Source organism: uncultured Pseudomonas sp. (assembly GCF_913774235.1).
GTDB lineage: Bacteria > Pseudomonadota > Gammaproteobacteria > Pseudomonadales > Pseudomonadaceae > Chryseomonas.
This window is the reverse complement of record NZ_CAJYDW010000019.1, coordinates 387,290-406,744: the sequence shown is the minus strand read 5'-3', so window position 1 is coordinate 406,744 and position 19,455 is coordinate 387,290. Positions and strand designations below refer to the sequence as shown.

11 protein-coding genes are annotated in these 19,455 nt (G+C 65.2%); 6 read left to right on the top strand and 5 right to left on the bottom strand.

The features are described 5' to 3' along the window. Positions 1 to 9: 9 nt before the first annotated feature. Positions 10 to 720, bottom strand: a complete 711-nt coding sequence (locus tag QZ471_RS22400; protein ID WP_295468020.1) for an ABC transporter permease — start codon at positions 718 to 720, stop codon at positions 10 to 12. Positions 721 to 1,444: 724 nt separating this feature from the next. On the opposite strand from QZ471_RS22400, the gene QZ471_RS22395 reads away from it, so the two are divergent. From QZ471_RS22395 to QZ471_RS22370, 6 genes are all read left to right on the top strand, one after another. Next, a complete protein-coding gene (locus QZ471_RS22395) occupies positions 1,445 to 1,636 on the top strand; it encodes a hypothetical protein (RefSeq protein WP_295468018.1) in 192 nt (63 codons plus the stop codon). Positions 1,637 to 1,945: 309 nt separating this feature from the next. Beyond that, positions 1,946 to 2,992 (top strand): glycoside hydrolase family 5 protein, encoded by a 1,047-nt coding sequence (locus tag QZ471_RS22390; protein WP_295468016.1) that lies wholly within the window; start codon positions 1,946 to 1,948, stop codon positions 2,990 to 2,992. Positions 2,993 to 3,293: 301 nt separating this feature from the next. Further along, positions 3,294 to 4,469: an acyltransferase gene (locus QZ471_RS22385; protein ID WP_295468014.1), complete on the top strand. Its 1,176-nt coding sequence runs from the start codon at positions 3,294 to 3,296 to the stop codon at positions 4,467 to 4,469. Between the two features lie 140 nt (positions 4,470 to 4,609). Continuing rightward, entirely contained in the window at positions 4,610 to 5,692 is a 1,083-nt protein-coding gene (locus QZ471_RS22380; protein ID WP_295468012.1) for a helix-turn-helix transcriptional regulator, read from the top strand. A 265-nt stretch (positions 5,693 to 5,957) separates the two neighbouring features. Next, positions 5,958 to 6,704, top strand: coding sequence for a hypothetical protein (locus QZ471_RS22375; RefSeq protein ID WP_295468011.1), 747 nt, complete (start codon positions 5,958 to 5,960; stop codon positions 6,702 to 6,704). Between the two features lie 110 nt (positions 6,705 to 6,814). After that, positions 6,815 to 8,398, top strand: coding sequence for a peptide chain release factor 3 (locus tag QZ471_RS22370; RefSeq protein WP_295468009.1), 1,584 nt, complete (start codon positions 6,815 to 6,817; stop codon positions 8,396 to 8,398). 75 nt (positions 8,399 to 8,473) lie between these two features. Here QZ471_RS22370 and rmuC read toward each other — a convergent pair whose 3' ends face one another. The 4 genes from rmuC to recC form a co-directional block, all read right to left on the bottom strand. Further along, entirely contained in the window at positions 8,474 to 10,057 is a 1,584-nt protein-coding gene (rmuC, locus tag QZ471_RS22365) for a DNA recombination protein RmuC (protein ID WP_295468007.1), read from the bottom strand. Between the two features lie 74 nt (positions 10,058 to 10,131). Continuing rightward, on the bottom strand, positions 10,132 to 12,213 hold the full coding sequence (gene recD, locus QZ471_RS22360; RefSeq protein ID WP_295468005.1) for an exodeoxyribonuclease V subunit alpha: 2,082 nt from the start codon (positions 12,211 to 12,213) through the stop codon (positions 10,132 to 10,134). Continuing rightward, complete coding sequence (recB, locus tag QZ471_RS22355; RefSeq protein ID WP_295468003.1) at positions 12,206 to 15,868, bottom strand: exodeoxyribonuclease V subunit beta; 3,663 nt, start codon at positions 15,866 to 15,868, stop codon at positions 12,206 to 12,208. The genes recD and recB overlap by 8 nt, the downstream gene beginning before the upstream one ends. After that, positions 15,865 to 19,296 carry an exodeoxyribonuclease V subunit gamma gene (gene recC / locus QZ471_RS22350; RefSeq protein ID WP_295468001.1) on the bottom strand — a complete coding sequence of 1,144 codons (3,432 nt, stop codon included), beginning with the start codon at positions 19,294 to 19,296 and terminating at the stop codon, positions 15,865 to 15,867. Before recC ends, recB begins: the two co-directional genes overlap by 4 nt. Positions 19,297 to 19,455 lie beyond the last annotated feature (159 nt).

Sequence of the window (19,455 nt, the reverse complement as noted above, 5' to 3'; positions counted from 1 at the left end):
CTCGTCTCCTTAGCGGGCCAGGCCGCGTTCCAGCCAGAGGCGACTGGCGAGCAGCACCAGGCCATCGAGCAGCAGCGCCAGCAGGGCGGTGGCGGCGGCGCCCAGCAGCAGCTGCGACTGGTTCTCCAGGGCGATGGCGGGGAAGATCAGGCTGCCCAGGCTGTTGGCGCCGATCAGGAACACCAGCGGCGTGGTGCCGACGTTGATCGCCAGGGCCACCCGTACCCCGCCGACGATGATGGGCACGGCATTGGGCAGCTCCACCTTGGTCAGCACCTGGGTGGGCGTCATGCCGATACCCGTAGCGGCCTCCTTGAGCGAGGCAGGCACGTTCTTCAGCCCCTCGTAGGTGTTGCGCACGATGGGCAGCAGCGAGGCGAGGAACAGCGCCAGGATGGCGGGGCCGTCACCGATGCCGACGATGCCCAGGGCGATGGCCAGCACCGCCAGCGGCGGTACGGTATTGCCGATGTTGAATACCTGCATGAAGCGCTCGGCGCTGCGGGCGAAGCGCGGCCGGCTGAGCACCACGCCCGCGGGAATGCCCACCAGCAGTGCCGCGAGCATGGAGAGCGCCACCAGATAGAGATGAGCCTGGAGATAGAACCAGAGGTCTGCGCGATAGGTACGCAGCGTATCCATACCGATCCAGTGCACCAGCAGTGCCAGGATCACCACTCCCACGGCCGTGCCGAGCAGGAGGGTCTTGAACTTCGCCATGTCAGGCTCCTTCAACGGGCGGACAGGCCACGTGCCTTCCAACGGCGGAACTCGCGCCAAGGGCGAGGTGCACGACGGCTGCCCGGATTCAGGGTCGAGACACAGCGGGGCATGGGGGGATGCCGGCTGGACCAACGGGGTGATGCGGCTCTCGAAAGTCCGCAGCGCCCTTGGGTGTCCTCTACGCAGGTAGCGACATGGCACTTTGCCTCGACCGAAGAGATTGACGCCCATCGCAGTCGATAGTTCGCCAACTCCTTTTCAGGCTAACCCAATAGACTGGCTCAATGCCAACCCTGATCAGCTGGCCGGAAGGATGGCGGGCGGCCCCGCGCCCATGCGCAGGCCTCCGCCAGCCCGGACGATCAGTGGGCATCCGCGCCGCCCTTTCCTTGAGTAGCAGCACACAAACTTAATAGCCTTACTGTTATCGCGTTGGCATTGGCGGCGTGAAGACTTTCACGAATGACTGAAACGGCCGTTTCGGTTTCGTGGAAGAGGACACAGCCCAGCTGACGTATGGTCATGGTTGAAACATCTTTCTGTGCACCAGTACATCGCCGGGCTTTTGGCACCTCTCTATCATTCTGACGAGTGGCTGACGCATCGAGGGATCATTCAGCCATCCCAAGGTCAATAGGTGGCCCAGTGACAGCACTCGATGCCGCTCCTGGTGCCGCTATAACAACAGACTATTTAACGAGCTAACTTCAAAGGGAACGTTATGAATGACATGACGGCTTGTGCATCGTTGGACTCCGCTACCCTCTCTCCTGCCCCCGTCCTGCTGCTGCAACCCAAGGTGGAAAATTGGGTGGTGGTATATGCCCACGGCGGCCTGATCACCGAATTCAGCGACGAGGCTTCGGCCCGCCGCGAAGCCGAGCAATGGGCAGGCATCTGCCTGCGCCGCTGAAGACCGTCGCTGGATGATCTGCTCTGCGCCGTCGTCAGACGGAAAGCCGTCGCAGGCAGTTCATCGATCGCCTCGATACCCTCGACGTCCGCCGTTCCATGGCCTTTCGGGCGCCTTCGCGACAACTCCCCTGCCCCTCCGCCAAAACACAGCTCGCAATTTCACGGTCTTGGCGCGGCATTAACGTTGCCTGCCTCACCTTCTGAACACGACGACTGCAACTTCCCGGCGTCTATTCTGGCCTCATGGGCGAGTCGGGCAGCGCCTGCCCGCGATCACCGTCCTCCGTCACTGCCAAGGACCTAGCCGATGACGCTTCGCCTGAAATTCGCTTTCGCGCCTCTCGTCCTGCTGTTCAGCCTCGGTACCGCGTCAGCCGCTCCCAGCGACGCCAGGGAATTTCCCACCGACCTGGTCGGCCTGAATTTTTCCGGCGCCGGCTTCGCTCCCCACGTCCTGCCGGGCAAGCCCGGGACCAACTATTTCTTTCCCGATGCCGGCCACTACCGGCGCTGGGCGGCCAAGGGCATCCGAGTCATCCGCTTCCCGATCATCTGGGAGCGTTTGCAGCCCCGTCTCGGCGCGGACCTCGATCCGACCTACGCCAAGCTGATCGACCAGACGCTGGACAACGCCAAGCGCTACCGCATGCGCGTGGTGCTCGATCTGCACAACTACATGAGATACCGCGGCCAGGTCATCGGCAGCCCAGCCGTGCCCTACGAGGCCTATGCCGACGTGCTACGGCGTCTCGCCCAGCGCTGGCATGGGCACCCCGCGCTGGTCGCCTACGACATCATGAACGAGCCCCACGATGCGGTTGAGCAATGGCCGATCGCTGCCCAGCACGGCATCGACGCCGTGCGCCAGGTGGATAAATCCCGGCCAATTCTGGTCGAGGGCAATGGCTGGTCCAGCAGCTACCTTTGGCCGCGCTACAACGCCAAGTTGCTCGAACTCAAGGATCCGGCGGACAACCTGATCTATTCCGCGCACGTCTATTTCGACAACGACGGCGGCGGCAAGTACCTCAAGAAGGATATGACCGACTTTGATCCGGACGTCGGCATCCGCCGTGTGGAGCCCTTCCTCACCTGGCTCAAGCAGCATGGCAAGCGAGGCCACATCGGCGAATTCGGCGTGCCGGACAATGACCCACGCTGGCTGGCGGCGATGGATCGGCTGCTGGCGCGCCTGCGTCAGGAATGCATCCCGGCAATGTACTGGGCGGCTGGTCCCAATTGGGGCAACTACGCGCTGGCCATCGAGCCGGTGAATGGCAAGCCGCGCCCGCAATGGGCCGTCCTGCAGAAGTACGTCAAGCCCTCCGACTGCCAGACGCTCGGCCCCCGCTGAACGAAGCGCCGCCAGCCAAGCCAGGCGGCGTCTTCTTGCAGTTGTGCGACAACCTATCCAAAAATTGGTGACTGCAATCACAAAAAAGCCTGGCCACGGATGGCCTAGCAAGAACTCGTGGGCTTTTGGTGATCAAAGTGTAACAGCAAGTAATAGTTCGACTATTGGAAGCCGCTTGCGATGCACAAGAGCCAGGATGCCATGCCACCCCTCGTTTACCTCCCCGATTCGCTATCCCCATCGCCCTAGCGCCAGCGCACCCACTCGCTGCCCTTCTTCGTCGTGCCCACAGGGAAGTCCCATGGAAAGATTCGTCGCTTTGGATAGCTTTCGCGGCCTGCTGGCCGTGGCGGTGGTCCTGTTCCACACCTATGTCGCCCAGGCCGCCTCGGAAAATCCGCTGATCGCCAACGCCTATCTATTCGTCGAGTTCTTCTTCGTGCTCAGCGGTTTCGTGCTGATGCACACCTACGAAACCCGTCTGCGCTCCCCGAACGACTACCGCGACTTCGCCATCAGTCGCTCAGCCCGCATCCTGCCGTTGCATCTGGCCATGCTCGCGCTCTATGTGCTGCTCGAGACCGGCCGCCTGCTGGCCGAGCGTCTGGGCATCACCTTCAACGATCCAGCCTTCAGCGGCGCCACCGGCCCCGAACAGTTCCTGCCCAACCTGCTGTTGCTGCAGTCCTGGCTGGGCGAAGCCATCACCGGCTCGTTCAACTATCCATCCTGGAGCATCAGCATCGAGTATTACCTCTACCTGATGTTCGGCCTGCTGGTCCTCAAAGGCCAGGGACACCACCGCCAATGGTTCCTGGTGATCGCCCTGCTGGCCTTCCTGCAGTTGCTGTTCCCCGTGCTGCCGCTGAAGACCGAGATCTTCCGTGGACTGTCGTGCTTCTTCGGCGGCGCCTGCACCTATCGCCTTTATGTCTGGATCAAGACCCGCCAGCCGGAGCAGTTCGGTGGCACCCTGCTGGAGGTGGCCTGCCTGATCGCCGCCACCGCAGTGATGACCTCCGACCTGCCGGTCCCTAAGAAAGGCGTACTGGCCAGCCTGGTGTTCTGCTTCACCATCCTCACCTTCGCCTTCGAGCGTGGGCTGATTTCCAGCGTGCTGCACCAGGGCGTTTTCGTCCGCCTGGGCGTGCTCTCCTACTCGATCTACCTTGGCCACGCCGCGGTGATCTTCGTATTCAAGAGCGCCGTCATCGTGCTAGGCAAGCTGCTGCACCGGGACTTCACGGTGGTGGCCCCCTCTCACGACGTCCCGGTGCCCTTCATGATCCGCTACATCGCCACCGGCAGTCCGCTGCTGGACAACCTGCTGGTGCTGCTGGAACTGGTGGTGGTCTTCGCCCTGGCTTGCCTGACCTACAGATACATCGAGATCCCTGGCATGGCCCTGGGCAAGCGCCTGGTGCGCCAGAGACGCGGTGCGCCACGCTGTGAAGGTAGGGTTCCGGCGCAACGGTGAGCGACAGCCGCTCCGGGGCCGATGATCCCCATCAAGTGCCATCATTGTGCGAATGTAAGCCTGGATGCATCCTTGAGACGGGCAGCGAAAGGTAGGAGATAGACGTCTTCGCTGGTGACGCGACAGGGATGGATCCTGACATGCAGCGACACTACGACGAGCTGATACGGCTCTGCTACGAATGCGTCCTGGACGAGAGCCGCTGGGATGCCTTGCTGGAACGCCTGATCCCGCTCAGCGGGCGACAGCAAGGAGGGGTGGTGATCCAGGCGCGAGGCGAGCGCTATGGCAAGGTCACCCAGTACCATAGATGCAGTGAAACGGCACTCCAGAGCTACGCCGAATATTTTCATCAGTTGGACCCTGGGCTGGACTGCATGCCCCAGCGCCAAATCGGGCTCTGGTATCACGACTGGCAGCACTTGAGCGCCAAGACCCTGAGCCACCACCCCTACTATCAGGAGTTCATGCGGCCAGTCGACATGGGGCACAACTCCTACGTGAAGCTGTACGAAACCCCCAGCCACAACGCCTATCTGACCCTGATTACCGAAACGGACTGCAGGACACCCGCAGCGGAACAGCAAGAGCTACTCGAACGGCTTTCGCCGCATCTACGGCTGGCGGGAGCCTTCGCCAGCCACCTGGCGACCCTGACCAGACAGCTTCATCAGCAATCGCTACTGCTCGCCCAATCCGGCCCCTGCTGCTGGCTGGTCGATGATCAGGGACGCCTGGAGTTCGCCAGCCCGCGCGGCGAGGCGCTGTTACGGCAGCCGGACGCCCCCTTGCGTCTCCACCAGGGCGGGCTGAGAGCGCGGCGTGACGGCGTGCCGCTCGGCAAGGCGATTCAACGCGCAGCCGGTCACGGCGGTCCGCCAAGCGCCGGCCTAATCAGGCTCGAAGAACATGCCAGCCAACTACTCCTTGTGGTTCCCGTAGCCCCCAGCATTCTGCCGGACGCCCGCTCTCCCCTCGTCTTGCTGACGCTCTCCAGCCAGCCTATCGATCCGGACAGAATGCGTGACCTGTTCAAGCTCACGCCCGCCGAGACCCGTCTAGCGCTACTGCTGATGGAAGGCCTGACACCCGAGGCCTGCGCGATACGGCTGAAGGTGAGCATCACCACCATTCGCAGCCAGCTACGCGCACTCTTGCGCAAGACGGAGACCGAACGCCAGGCGGAGCTGGTGGCGTTGTTGGGGCGCGTGGCGGGAGGCTGAAGCTTTCTTTCATCCAAACGGAGGATGAACTGCAGTCGGGAAGCGCTCTAGCCTGGCCTTCCCTGGGTAGTCGGCGCCTAGGTTCCGCCAGGGAAAGGACACGCTGGGACAATTGGACCAGCGTCTCGCCAGAGCTTTCCGAGGACGAACCATGCGCGCGAGATATCTTCTTCCGTTGATTGTCGTGATAGGGCTGTCGGGTTGTGCTAATTGGAGCACCCTATATAGAAAACCAGACCTCAGTCATGAGCACTCTGATTCGCTATTGACCGATATCAATGCACGCCTACTGCTTGTCAGTCCAAACACCCAAAAAGGAGAAACCAAAAGGATACTACGCAATCGACCAGAAACCATTGTCTGTGCTGAGCCAAGCCCGGATGCTCTGACTGTTTATGCTGCCAATTTCAATGCCAATAAGAGCGCACCTGAGAGCTTAACCATTAGCGCCGGAGCAAGTTACAATTCAACAGGGCTTTATGTGGGCAACCGCACTCAAACCGTTCAATTGTTGCGAGATCAGATGTATCGGCTCTGTGAAGCTTATGCAAATGGGATCATAGATTCTGGTACGTACGAGATGATGATGACTCGAAGCCAGAGATACACTGTGGCCTTGGCACTCATAGATAGCGCCACAGTCGCTACCTCGAGTACAGAAATTGGCGCGTCTCTTCCCGAGAATAAAGATAAGCAACCACCGAAGCCTGAGAACAAGAAAGATTCGCCACAAAAGCAAACAACACCCGCAAAACTAAGCAATGAGTATGCATCAGCCATCACTACACTATTGGGAGCGGGAGACGAGGGCTATTTGTGCCTGAATTTTTTGAAATCCCTAGACAACGGCATCCCCGCAAAGGGCAGCGGCATTGAAATCTTCTACAACTTCTGCAATACCTTCTTTAAAGAAAGGGAGGAAACTGAAAAAACAATTCAGTCAGCAGCACAAGGTGAAGCGGCCAAAGCCAGAGAGATTAAAATTCAACAAAAACCCAAATCAGCTTTTTAGAAGATCCCTACTTGTAAAAAATGCGTCTGCTCGCCAAAACGCGACAGGCGCACGCCACCCTCTCTGCTATACTCCGCCCCCTCTTTTTTCGCTCTCGCCCAGGTTCATCCATGACCACCCAGGCCGCCGAAGTCGCCAAGCGCCGTACCTTCGCCATCATCTCCCACCCCGACGCGGGCAAGACCACCATCACCGAGAAGCTGCTGCTGATGGGCCAGGCCATCGCCGTGGCGGGCACGGTGAAGTCGCGTAAGTCCGACCGCCATGCGACCTCCGACTGGATGGAGATGGAGAAGCAGCGCGGCATCTCCATCACCACCTCGGTGATGCAGTTCCCCTACCGCGAGCACATGATCAACCTGCTCGACACCCCCGGCCACGAGGACTTCTCCGAAGACACCTACCGCACCCTGACCGCGGTGGACTCGGCGCTGATGGTGCTCGACGGTGGTAAGGGCGTCGAACCCCGCACCATCGCCCTGATGGATGTCTGCCGCCTGCGCGATACCCCCATCGTCAGCTTCATCAACAAGCTCGACCGCGACATCCGCGATCCCATCGAACTGCTCGACGAGATCGAGGCGGTGCTCAAGATCAAGGCCGCGCCCATCACCTGGCCGATCGGCAGCTATCGCGACTTCAAGGGCGTCTATCACCTCTCGGACGACCGCATCTACGTCTACACCCCCGGCCATGGCCACGAGCGCATCGCCACCAAGACCATCGATAAGCTGGACTCCGACGAGGCACGCGCCCACCTGGGCGATCTCTACGAGAGATTCGTCGAGGAACTGGAGCTGGTGCAGGGCGCCTGCCACGAATTCGATGGCGAGGCCTTCCTGCGCGGCGAGATGACCCCGGTATTCTTCGGCACCGCCCTGGGCAACTTCGGTGTCGACCAGGTGCTCGACGCCGTGGTCGACTGGGCGCCGCGTCCGCTGTCGCGCGCCGCCCACGAGCGCGTGGTGGAACCGGTGGAAGAGAAATTCTCCGGCTTCGTGTTCAAGATCCAGGCGAACATGGATCCCAAGCATCGCGACCGCATCGCCTTCATGCGCATCTGCTCGGGCAAGTACGAGAAGGGCATGAAGCTGCGCCACGTGCGGATCAAGAAGGATCTGAAGGTCGCCGACGCCCTGACCTTCTTCTCCAGCGAGCGCGAGCACCTGGAAGAGGCCTTCGCCGGTGACATCATCGGCCTGCACAACCACGGCACCATCCAGATCGGCGACACCTTCACCGAAGGCGAGCAACTGGGCTTCACCGGCATCCCGCACTTCGCCCCGGAACTGTTCCGCCGGGTGCGGCTGAAGGACCCGCTGAAATCCAAGCAGCTGCGCCAGGGTCTGCAGGAGCTCGCCGAGGAAGGCGCTACCCAGGTGTTCTTCCCGGAGCGCAACAACGACATCGTGCTCGGCGCGGTGGGGGTGCTGCAGTTCGACGTGGTCGCCAGCCGCCTGAAGGAGGAATACAAGGTGGAGTGCGCCTACGAGGCCATCAACGTCTGGTCGGCGCGCTGGATCGAGTGCGACGACAAGAAGAAGCTCGAAGACTTCAAGACCAAGGCCTTCGAGAACCTAGCGGTGGACGGTGGCGGCCACCTCACCTACCTGGCGCCAACCCGCGTCAACCTGGCCTTGATGGAAGAGCGCTGGCCGGAGATTACTTTCCGCGCCACTCGCGAGCACCACTAAGCGCTACTGCCCTGACCGGTGCGCCTGGCACCGGTCAGGCGCGCTGTGTCCTCCTCCCGGAATCAAAGCGCCGGATCAGCTCTGGTCGGAAGACTCGGCCGCGGCTTCAAGCTCGACCATCGTCAACTCCAGCTCCGCGCGCTCGGTCCACTGGCCATCCAGCTCGGTGCGGACCGCCACGCCCAGCTCCTTGAAGTCGGCCACCTGCTTGACCAGGTTGCCCGGCCCACCCACCAGTTGCCCGCAGGCCTTGCGATAGGCTTCGCCGGCCTTGTCCAGGCTCTTGCCGATGCCATCCATGCTGCCGAGGAAGGTGCGCAGCTTGTCGTAGACCTTGGCCGCGCGCTCGGCCAGTTCGGCGGTGTGACGGTTCTGGTCCTCGAAGCGCCAGAGCTGGCGGACGATGTTGAGGCTGGTGAGCAGGGTGGTCGGGGTGGCTACCAGGACATTCTGTTCGATAGCACGCTGGAACAGACTCTCGTCGGCCTTGAGGGCCTCGACGAAGGCCGATTCGATGGGGATGAACAGGAAGACCATCTCCGGCGAATTCAGCCCCGGCAGGCTGAAGTATTCGCGGTCGGCCAGTTCACGGATGCGCTCGCCCACGGCGCGCACATGCTCGCCCAGGGCCAGGCGCCGCTCGCCCTCGTCTTCGCTGTTGACGTAGCGGGTATAGGCGTTGAGCGACACCTTGGCGTCCACCACCAGGTGCTTCTTCTGCGGTAGATGGACCAGCACGTCCGGCCGCCGCCGCCCGGTCTCGGTGGTGAAGCTGCGTTCGCGAACGAAGTCGCGCCCCTCGCGCAGGCCAGAGCGTTCCAGCACGTTTTCCAGGATGAGTTCGCCCCAGTTGCCCTGGGCCTTCTTCTGGCCGCGCAGGGCAGTGGCCAGGTCATGGGCCTCCTGGGTGATCTGGCGATTGAGTTCCTTGAGGTCGAGCAACTGCTGGCCGAGTGCGGCCTGCTGTTGGACGTCCTTGTGGTGGATGTCCTCGACCTTGGCGCGAAAGCCTTCGATCTGCTCGCGGAAGGGGCGTAGCAAAGCATCCAACGACTGCTGACTGTGCTGGGCGAAGGCCTGGCCCTTGGCCTCGAAGATGCGCCCGGCCAGTTGCTCGAACTCCAGCTTGAGCTGCTCGCGACTCTCGCGCAGCAGTTGGTGCTGCGCCTGGAAGTGCTCTTCCTTCTGCGCCAGGGTGGTCTTAAGGGTAGCGTGCTCTTCAGCCAGGCGCGCATGGCGCTCCTGCACTTCGGCGTGCAGTTGCTGCTCACGGTGCTGGCGCTCACGCAGTTCGGCGAGTTGCTCCTGGATACCCTGCAACTGGGCGCGGCTAGCCTCGGCCAGAGCGTGCTGCTCGGCGGCCTGCAGCTGGGCCTGGCGGGTCTGCTGGCGCAACTCGGCCTCCAGCTCGCGATTGGCCTCCAGCTGGCGCTGCAGGGCGGCGGTGCGTTCGCGCTCGGCGCCCAGCTCCACCACCTGGCGACCATTGGCCAGTTCGGCCCGTTGCAGGTCGTCGCGCAGCATGTCGTAGCGCTCGGCGGCGCTGTCGAGCTGCTGTTGCAGATAGCGCTGGCGGCCGGTCAGCCAGATGGCCGAACCGGCCCAGCCGGCCAGTAGCAACAGCGGAAGCACAAGGGAAACGAAAGGCAGGGAAGTCATGGCGCTCTCATCACGGACGGCTCCCCCTCACCTTAGGCAGGCCAGGCGGGAGCGTCCAGCGTTTATCTGTATATTTACACAGTATTTCGCAAATCCAGGTCCAGCCCACTGACGCGACGGACCCGGCGCGCCACCGCTTCGGCGAAGATGCCGCCACGGGCCTCGATAAGGGTGAAGTCATCGCGCGCCCGGGTGATGCCGGTGTAGACCAGCTCCTTGGTCAGCACCGGGCTGAGTTGCTCGGGCAAAAGCAGCGCGGTGTGGGCGAATTCCGAGCCCTGGGACTTGTGCACCGTCATGGCGAACACCGTCTCCACCGCCGCCAGGCGGCTGGGCAGGACGAATCTCAGACCGCCACTGCCATCGCCCCGGGGAAAGACGACCCGCAGCACCTTGCGCCCCGGTTGGGTGGCGTCGGGCAGGCAGAGGGTGATGCCGATGTCACCGTTCATCAGCCCCAGGCTATAGTCGTTGCGCGTCACCAGCACCGGGCGGCCCTCGTACCAGCCGTGCTCACCCGCGAGCAGGCCCGCCGCCAGCAGGGCGCTTGCGATACGCAGGTTGAGGCCTTCCACACCCCAGGGGCCCTTGCGCACGGCGCAGAGCAGCTGAAAGTCGTCGAAAGCCGCCAGTACCTGGCCGGCCCAAAGCGCCCAGGCCGGATCTTCCTGCACGGTGTCGGCCTGGGGCCGTGCCTGCTGCAAGAGCTCCAGATAGTGGCGATAACCGCGAGCACGCCCGCGGCCCTCCAGCACCAGACGCTCCAGAGCGCGATCCTCCGGTCCCTTGAGCAGTACCCGATGCAGATCGGCGTAGCCGCCGTCGACCAGTACCTGCTGGGCGCCCGGCCCATCCTGGGCATTGACCCGCCGCGCCAACTGGCCGATACCGCTGCCGGCGCCGAAGCGGCGTGAGCGGCGCAGCATCACCACCTGCTGGGCCAGGGCGTCGGCTTGATCATCACCCACGGCCAGGGTGGTAGCCGCCAGTGACTGGCCACTCACCGCTTCCAGCCAGGCGCGGGTAGCGGGGCTGTAGCGCCCGGCCTCGGCGTCGCGACAGAGATCACCCAGCACCGCGCCCGCCTCCACCGAGGCCAACTGGTCCTTGTCACCGAGCAGGATGAGTCGCGCCCGCGGCGGCAAGGCCGCCAATAGGCTGGCCATCATCTCCAGGTCGATCATCGAGGCCTCATCCACCACCAGCACGTCCAGCGGCAGTGGATGACCGCGGTGATGGCGGAAATGGCGAGTATTGGGCCGACTGCCCAGCAGCCGGTGGACCGTGGTCACTCCCGTGGGGATATGCCGACGCAGCTCCTCGTCCACCGGCAGGCGACTGACCTGGCCGCCGATGGATTCGGTGAGGCGCGCGGCCGCCTTGCCGGTAGGCGCAGCCAGGCGAATGCGCAGGGGCCGACCGGCCGCCACCGCTGGCGCTTGGAGCAGCGCCAGCAGGCGGACCACGGTGGTGGTCTTGCCGGTGCCGGGACCGCCGGTGACGATGCTGAAGGCGCCCCGCACCGCCAGGGCGCAGGCCAGTTTTTGCCAGTCGGGCTCGCCGTCTGCCGCGGCATCCGGCGGAAACAAGAGATCGAGGCGAGCGGCGAGATCCGCCGGCAATGGCTCCGACGTAGCTAGGCGCTGGCGCAGGCTGGCAGCCACCTCGCGCTCGTAGTTCCAGTAGCGGCGCAGATAGAGGCGCTCGCCGCCCAGCACCAGGGGTCGCTCCGGCGCGCTGCCATCGCCATCGACCAGAGCGCTGGCCAGCAGCGCCTGGCGCCAGGCTTCCAGGCTGTAACCCTGGAGCAGTTGCGAGGGCAGCAGCGAGCTGCGCGCCTCGTCGCCCTCCGGCGGCAGCGACAGGGCCGCATCGGGATTGCGCAGGGTGGCGGCGAGATCCAGGCAGACATGGCCATGGCCGAGTTGATGACTGGCCAGGGCCGCCGCTAGCAGCACCGCCGCCTCGCCATTCGCTTCGAGCTCGCCGAGAAAGCTAGTGAAGGCGCGGTCGACCTGGCGTAGCCAGCCGCGCTGGACCCAGAGTTCCAGCAGACGAAAGAGGTCGTCACGTTGGCTGAGGGGCGCAAGCGGGCGCTCTTCAACCAGGGACGCCAGGCGCAAGAGCCGTTCGGTGGCAGGGCTGAAGTCAGACATGAGCATTCTCCGCACCGCTGAACAGCAGATCCAGGGTCTCGATCAGGGCCTGGGCGGGACGCTCGACGAAGACACCGTGGCCAGCCGGGTCGCAGCCGCGCAGGAAGAGATAGACGGCGCCGCCGAAGTGGCGCTCGTAGCTGTAGTCGGGTAAGCGCGCCTTGAGCAGGCGGTGCACGGCCAGGCTGTAGAGCACGTACTGCAGGTCATAGCGCTTGGCCAGGACGGCGCTTTCCATGGCCATGCGGGTATAGGCCGCGGCCTCGGCCCCCAGCCAGTTGGATTTGTAGTCCACCACGAAATAGCGCCCCTCGTGCTCGAAGACCAGGTCGATGAAGCCCTTGAACAGACCGTTGAGCTGCCCCGGTTCGAGTACCGGTCGCGCCTGGCCGCCATGAGTACCGCGACGGACCAGTTCATCCAGACGTTCCAGATCGACACCGTGGGTGGCGAACCAGAACTCCATCTCCACCTGGTAGCACGCCAGCTCACCCAAGCGCTGAGTGCCGCTTGGCAGGGGTAGTGGCAGGGCCAGTAACTGGCGCAGCCAGGTCTGCAGGATGGGAATCCAGTGATTCCAGCCGCGCCGCTGGCAGCGCCGGGCGATTAGGTCGTCGAGCCGCTCGGGCGCCGTCTGGATGGCGGCGAAGCCCTCCTCGCCGACCCACTCCAGCAGGCTGTGCAGGAAGGTGCCCGGGCCGGGACCGCGGGGGAAGCGATGCAGGTCTTCGCCGGCGGCGGGCTGGCGGGCCTCGTCCGGGGCGAGACGGTCGTCGTCGAACAGCTTCTGGGCTGCGGGGGTATCCAGGTCCAGCTCCAGCGTCAGCTGGCCCTCCTCCCGCGCCTCGCCTAGGCGAGTACCGATGCGCAGGGCACTGTAGGAGGCGATCCACCAGTCCTCGCGCGCCGCACGCCGGGCGGTCAGGGCCTTGAGGGTCACCGGAGTTTCACGCGCCTCCGGTAGCCGGTCAGCACTGGCCTCCGGCAGCGGCAGGATGAGGCTGTCGGGCTGCGCGCCGATCAGGGTGCTCAGCGCGGTGGTCAGGGCCGCTGAACTTGCCAGCGGCTCGCCACCGGTCGCCAAATAGCCCAGGGCACTACGGGCGAAGCCGGAGTCCTTGCTGCGCCCGCGCTTGAGATCGGCCACGCCAACCCAGCAGGCATGCCGGGCGCGGGTCAGGGCGACATAGAGCAGCCGCAGGTCTTCGGCCAGGCGCTCGTCGTCGGCGCGGGCCAGTTCGTCGGCGGAGGGGCGGAAGGTCCGTTGCACCCGGCCCTGGTCGTCGTGATAGCGCAGCGGCAGGCTGGCACCCTCCTCGGCGCGGTAGGCGCAGGCGAAGGGCAGGAACACCAGCGGGTATTCCAGGCCCTTGGACTTGTGCACCGTCACCACCTTGACCAGCTCGGCGTCGCTTTCCAGCCGCAGGATCTGCTCGTCGGCTGCGCCCTGGGCGGCCAGTTGCTCGGCCAGGTGCCGAATCAGCGCCTGCTCGCCATCCAGCTCGCCAGCGGCGCGCTGCAAGAGTTCGGCGAGGTGCAGCAGGTTGGTCAGCACCCGCTCGCCGTCGGCGCGGGCCATCAGCCGCTGCGGCAGGCGGAAGTCCTGCAGCAGGCGGCGCAGCATGGGCAGCACGCCCTGGGTGCGCCAGAGCTGGCGATAGCCGCGGAATTGCAGCACCCGCGCCTCCCAGGCCTGCTCGTCGTGGTTGAGGGCATCCAGTTCAGCCAATGGCAGATCGAGGGTCAGGCTGCCCAGGGCGGCGCGCAGGCGGCGATCCACGTCGGGCTCGGCGCAGGCCTTGAGCCAGTCCAGCAGGCAGCGGGCCTCCTGGGCAGTGAACACCGAATCCTTGTCCGACAGATAGACGCTGCGCACCCCGCGCCGCACCAGGGCCTGGCGCACCGCCTGGGCCTCGCTGCCGGCGCGCACCAGGATGGCGATATCGGCCGGTCGCAGCGGCTTGAGCTCGCCGTCTTGGTGGCGAAAGCCCGCGCCCCCCTCGACAGCCAGCGTCAGCAGCCGGACGATCTCGCTGGCGGTGCTCTCGGCCAAGCTGGCGCGATAGGCGGTGCCGGCCAGGGGCTCGTCGCCGGCCAGATGCCAGAAGGTCAGGACTGCACTCGCTAGGCCATCGATTTCCAGCACCTCACGTCGCCCCTGGGCGCGGACCGGCTCGAAGGGCACCGGATTGTCCGCGCCCTGGCGAAACAGGAAGGCCGCGCGCGGCGCCGTCGCCTCGCCATGCTGGAACACCTGGTTGACCGCGGCGACCATGGCGGCGGTGGAACGGAAGTTGGTGTCCAGCGAATGCAGGTGGCCGGCATTAGCACGGCGAGCCTGCAGATAGGTATGGATATCGGCGCCCCGGAAGGCATAGATGGCCTGCTTGGGATCACCGATGAGAAATAACCCGGTGCCCTCCCCCGCACCGTAGATGGCGCTGAAGATGCGGTATTGCACCGGATCGGTGTCCTGGAACTCATCGATCAGCGCCACCGGAAATTGCTCGCGGATCAGCGCCGCCAGCCGCGCGCCGGCGCCATCGGCCTGCAGCGCCTTATCCAGCCGGGTGAGGATGTCGTCGAAACCCAGCTCGGCGCGGCGCAGCTTCTCCCGTTCGAACTTCTGCTGCACCCAGGCCGCGGCATGCTCCAGCAGCGGCACCTCGGGGCTGGGCAGCTCGGCCAGTTGCCCGGGCAGGCGCGCCATGGCCGCCAGGGCCGGGTGATCCGGCGGGCTGGCCTTGGTCCAGACCTCGGCGAAGCCCTGCTCGGTCAGCCGGGTGAAACCGGTACCGATATCCAACTCCTCACTGGCGGAATCTGCCGCCCAGGCGCCCAGCTTGTCGCACCAGGGCCCGAAGAATCTCTTCTGCAACTTGCGACCATCGACCACCTTGGCGTCGCAACCAGCCTGGCAGAGGTCCCGCAGCTCTTCCGCCCATTGGGCCCAAGGCGCCTTGAGTGTTGCCAGTCGCGCCTGACGTTCGGCCAGGGCGGTGGCCAGCAGCGTGGTGGGATCGCCCTGGGGCTCACCCAGCGCTTCGCTCAACAGAGGTCGCAGACGCGCCGCCAGGGCGCGGGGCTCACCCCAGTGCTCGATGACCCAGTCCAGCGCCTCCCCATCCAGCGGATAGCAGAAGCGTCGCCAGTAGTCGCGCACCACCTGGGCGAACAATTCGCTCTGGTCCTGCTCCAGGTTCTGTACGAAGAGGCTGCCACTGTCGAAGGCGTGCTCGCGCAGCATCCGCTGGCACCAACTGTGGATGGTGGACACCGCCGCCTCGTCCATCCACTGGGCGGCGATGTCCAGGCGCCGGGCGCAGTCGGCCCAGCGCTCGACCGGGAAGTCCTCGCGCAAGGCATCGAGCAGCGGATCGGGCGCTGCGATCTCGTCACGGAAGAACCGCGCCGCCTCGGCCAGCCGATGGCGGATACGGTCACGCAATTCCTGGGTGGCGGCCTCGGTAAAGGTCACCACCAGAATCTGTGGCGGCAGCAACTCCCGGCCGAAAGCCGTTTCAGGGGTGCCATGGCCCAGCACCAGGCGGACATAGAGCGCAGAGATGGTGAAGGTCTTGCCGGTGCCGGCACTGGCCTCGATGAGTTGATTGCCCTGCAGCGGAAAACGCAGGGCGAGCGGACGTTGACTCATGCCTGCCCCTCCCCGCCCATGACCTGCCAACCGGCGGTATACACCGGCGCATAGAGGGTCTGGCACCAGCCATCGAATTCCTCGTCGGCCAGCAGCGCAGCGAAGTCCGGATACTGCCGGCGCAACGCCGGATGGGTCGCCGCCTCGCCCTGATAGGCCTGCTCGGCGGCGGCTAAGGCCTTCTCCGGTTCATTGGCCAGCCAGGCGAAGGCGGTGCGGGGTGCGACGGGTAGCGGCCGGCGCTGACCCAGCGCCCAGGCATCGAGCAATTCGTTGAGCTGACGCCGGGCCAGCTCGGCGTCCAACGGCGCCAGCAGCAGGGTCAGATCGGTCGCCACCACCGCGGTGGTGAGCTGCAGACCACCGGCCGCCGCGACCAGGTGCTGCACCCAGGGTCGCAGCAGCCGATGCCACTTGCGGGTGCGGGCATTGCCCAGGCCATTGGCCTGGGCGGTCAGGGCCAGTAGCCCCTCGGGGCCCCGGCGTAAGCGTTCGAGGTTGGCCACCAGCTGCAACTCGCGATGTTCGAGATCCAGGGTTACGGCTTCCTCCAGGGGCTCGGGCCAGCGCAGCGTCAGGGCCTCGACCTGGGCGACCACGGCAGGCAGCGGTTCGCGCAGCGCCCGCCCGGCTCGCTCGCCAAAACCTGCCAGCGGCAGGCGACCGCTGCCGCGCAGGCGTTCAGCCGCCGCGGTGAGCGCTCGGTCGACGGCTTCCGGCTCGGCCAGCGCCGCCGCCAGCAGGCCTTCGCCTAGTTGGTAACGGGTCAGGGCGTCCAGACCGAAGGGTTCTTCGTCTTCCGCCGGGGCGTCGGGCGCCTCGAAATGCACCTTGAGGCGATTGGCGAAGAACAGATCTACCGGCCCGCGTAGAAAGCGCGCCAGGTCGTCGAGGCCCAGCGGCTCTTCCAATACCAGCGGCGGCAACAGGGCATCCTCATCCCGCGTGGTACGGTCGTGCACGCCCAACCACTCGGCGGCAAAGCTGAAATAACCGCGTTCGCCGCGGAAATAGCGGGCACTGAAGGGTTGCAACGGATGCTCCTGAGTCAGAGCCGCGAGCAGACGCTCGGGCTCTTCTTCATGGCCGGCCAGCCGCCAACCGGCCTGGAGATGATCACGCAACTGGGCGATCAGCACCGACGGTGGTCGCTCGCTGTTGTCGCGGATGCTGCGCCCCACCCAGCTGGCATAGAACTGATCGCGCGCCGAGAGCAGCGCCTCCAGCAGCAGATAGCGGTCGTCCTCGCGCCGCGAACGGTCGCCGGGGCGATAGTCCTGGGCCATGAGGTCGAAATCCAGCGGCGGCTGGATGCGCGGATAGGCGCCGTCGTGCATGCCCAGCAGGCAGACCACGCGGAAGGGAATGGCGCGCATGGGCATCAGGGTGCAGAAATTGACTGCCCCGGCGAGAAAGCGCTGGGCCAGGCCGCCGGCATCCAGCCCGGCCAGCCAGGCCTCGCGGACCACGGTGAGCGGCAGCTCTTCGTCCAGGGCCACGTCCTCGCACAGTTCCAGCCAGCGCTCGCGCAGATTTTCCATCTGCTCCAGCAGGTATTCGTCATGCTCGTCCTGGGCGCTGAAGAACAACGCCAATAGCGCCTGCAGGCGGGCGCCCCACTCGGCCGGCCGAGCCGGCTGCGCCAGCGCCGCCTGGGCTGCGTCCAGCGCATCGAGCAGATCGACCAGCGGTCCGACCAGGGCCGCATCAAGACCACCCACCTCGTCGAAGGGTTCGATATCGCCGAGGGCCGCACCGCCGCCGACCGCATAGCCCAGCAGCATGCGCCTCAGGCCGAAGCGCCAGGTGTTCTGCGTCAGGCCCTCGGGCAGGTCGAGACGACTGCGCTGTTCGGCATCCAGCCCCCAGCGCACGCCGGCGCCTTCCAGCCAGAGGTGCAGGGTCGGCAGATCGGTCTCGCGCAAGCCGAAGCGAGCACGCAGTGCCGGTACGTCCAGCAGATCGAGGATCTCGCTCAGGGCGAAGCGACTGTCCGGCAACTGCAGCAAATGCTCCAGGGCGATCAGCAAGGGCTGGAAGCCACGCTGGTGCTGGTCGGCCAGGCTGAAGGGAATGAAGCGGGGATCGCCACGCTCGAGCTGGCCAAACACCGCGCGGATATGCGGCGCATAGGCATCGATGTCCGGCACCATGACGATGACATCGCGCGGCCTGAGGCTCCCATCGCTGTTGAAGCGCGCCAGCAACTGGTCGTGGAGGATCTCCACCTCGCGTTGCGGACTGTGGGCCACATGGAAACGCACGGACCTGTCCCGCGCCGGATCGACCGCCGGCCAGCGCTGGCGCGTCTCGGCCAGGGGACGCAGTTCGAGGATGTCGTCCTGCAACTGGCCCAACAGATGCTGCGGCTCGGTCTCGGCGAAGAGGTCGATGCGCCCGCCGTTGAGGTCTTCGAACAGCCGGCGATAGCCGTCCGGTTCGTCGAATTTGTCCAGCAGATGGATATAGTCGCGGCCCTGCTTGCCCCAGCTCGCCAGCAGCGGCTGACCATGCTGGTGCAGCGCCTCGGCATCCAGGGTCTGCGGCATGCCCGGCTTGCGCTGCTGGCGGCGATAGTTCTGCCGCAGCAGATCCTGGTCGGCGACGATATCGGACCAGTGATGGCGACAGGGATTGTGCACACAGAGCAGCACCTGGCTAAATTGGGCCAGGGCCGCCAAGGCTTCGAGGGTCTGCGCCGGAATCGCCGACAGGCCGAAGATCACTACCCGCCGCGGTAGGCCGACCGGCGGTTCGGTCGCGTCCTGCATCACCTGTAGAAAGCGCCGATGCACTCCGGCCCGACTACGGGCCAGACCGCCGTCGCCGACATCGGCCAGCAGGGCGCGCCACAGTTGCGCCTGCCAGCGGCAGTTCTCCGGCAAGGGGCGCCGGCTGTCACGCAGGCTGGCCAGCAGATCCCGGCCTGCCGCCCAGTCGTTGAGCCAGTCGGCGCGATAGACCTGATAGCCATCGTAGAGATCGGCCAGGCGCTCGGCCAGTTGGTATCTCTTGCGCAGATCGCCGTCATCGTCGAGAAAGCGCCGCAGCGCGGCGAAGTCCGGCTGCATGAGCAGGGTCGGCAGCAGGCGCATCAGCCGCCAGGTGAGGGGCGCTCTATCCAGCGGCGAGGATGGCGGCACGCTGTCGCGGCCCAGCACCTGACGATAGGTGCGCCAGAGAAAGGCCGCCGGCAACTGCACCTCGAGGGCCGCAGCCACGCCGCAACCGCCCTCGTCGTCACCGCGCGGATCCTCGGCCAGCGCCAGCTTCAGCCACTGGGCGATGCCGTTGCTCTGCACCAGCACCTGTTCGTTTTCCAGCGGTGCCAGGGGATACCGACGCATCCAGCCAACCGCCAGGCTGCGCAGCTCTTCGAGCCGATTGCCGTGTACCACCATGAATCCGGGAGTGAGTACCTCGGACATCCTACGCCTCGCTGTTCGCTATCTGTGGCAAGGGTAAGGATCACCCGCCCTGGACACCAGCCCGCAATGTGGTCGCCTGCGCATGACGCAGTGCACAGCCGCCTCTTCCACCCGCCTGCAACGGGCCGCCAGTCGGTAGACTCACCGCCTATCGGCCGC

Coding starts and splice junctions, on each gene's coding strand:
- QZ471_RS22385 (WP_295468014.1), top strand. CDS start 3,294: ATGGAAAGATTCGTCGCTTTGGATAGCTTTCGCGGCCTGCTGGCCGTG.
- recB (WP_295468003.1), bottom strand. CDS start 15,868: ATGAGTCAACGTCCGCTCGCCCTGCGTTTTCCGCTGCAGGGCAATCAA.
- QZ471_RS22395 (WP_295468018.1), top strand. CDS start 1,445: ATGAATGACATGACGGCTTGTGCATCGTTGGACTCCGCTACCCTCTCT.
- recD (WP_295468005.1), bottom strand. CDS start 12,213: ATGTCTGACTTCAGCCCTGCCACCGAACGGCTCTTGCGCCTGGCGTCC.
- recC (WP_295468001.1), bottom strand. CDS start 19,296: ATGTCCGAGGTACTCACTCCCGGATTCATGGTGGTACACGGCAATCGG.
- QZ471_RS22380 (WP_295468012.1), top strand. CDS start 4,610: ATGCAGCGACACTACGACGAGCTGATACGGCTCTGCTACGAATGCGTC.
- QZ471_RS22370 (WP_295468009.1), top strand. CDS start 6,815: ATGACCACCCAGGCCGCCGAAGTCGCCAAGCGCCGTACCTTCGCCATC.
- QZ471_RS22400 (WP_295468020.1), bottom strand. CDS start 720: ATGGCGAAGTTCAAGACCCTCCTGCTCGGCACGGCCGTGGGAGTGGTG.
- rmuC (WP_295468007.1), bottom strand. CDS start 10,057: ATGACTTCCCTGCCTTTCGTTTCCCTTGTGCTTCCGCTGTTGCTACTG.
- QZ471_RS22390 (WP_295468016.1), top strand. CDS start 1,946: ATGACGCTTCGCCTGAAATTCGCTTTCGCGCCTCTCGTCCTGCTGTTC.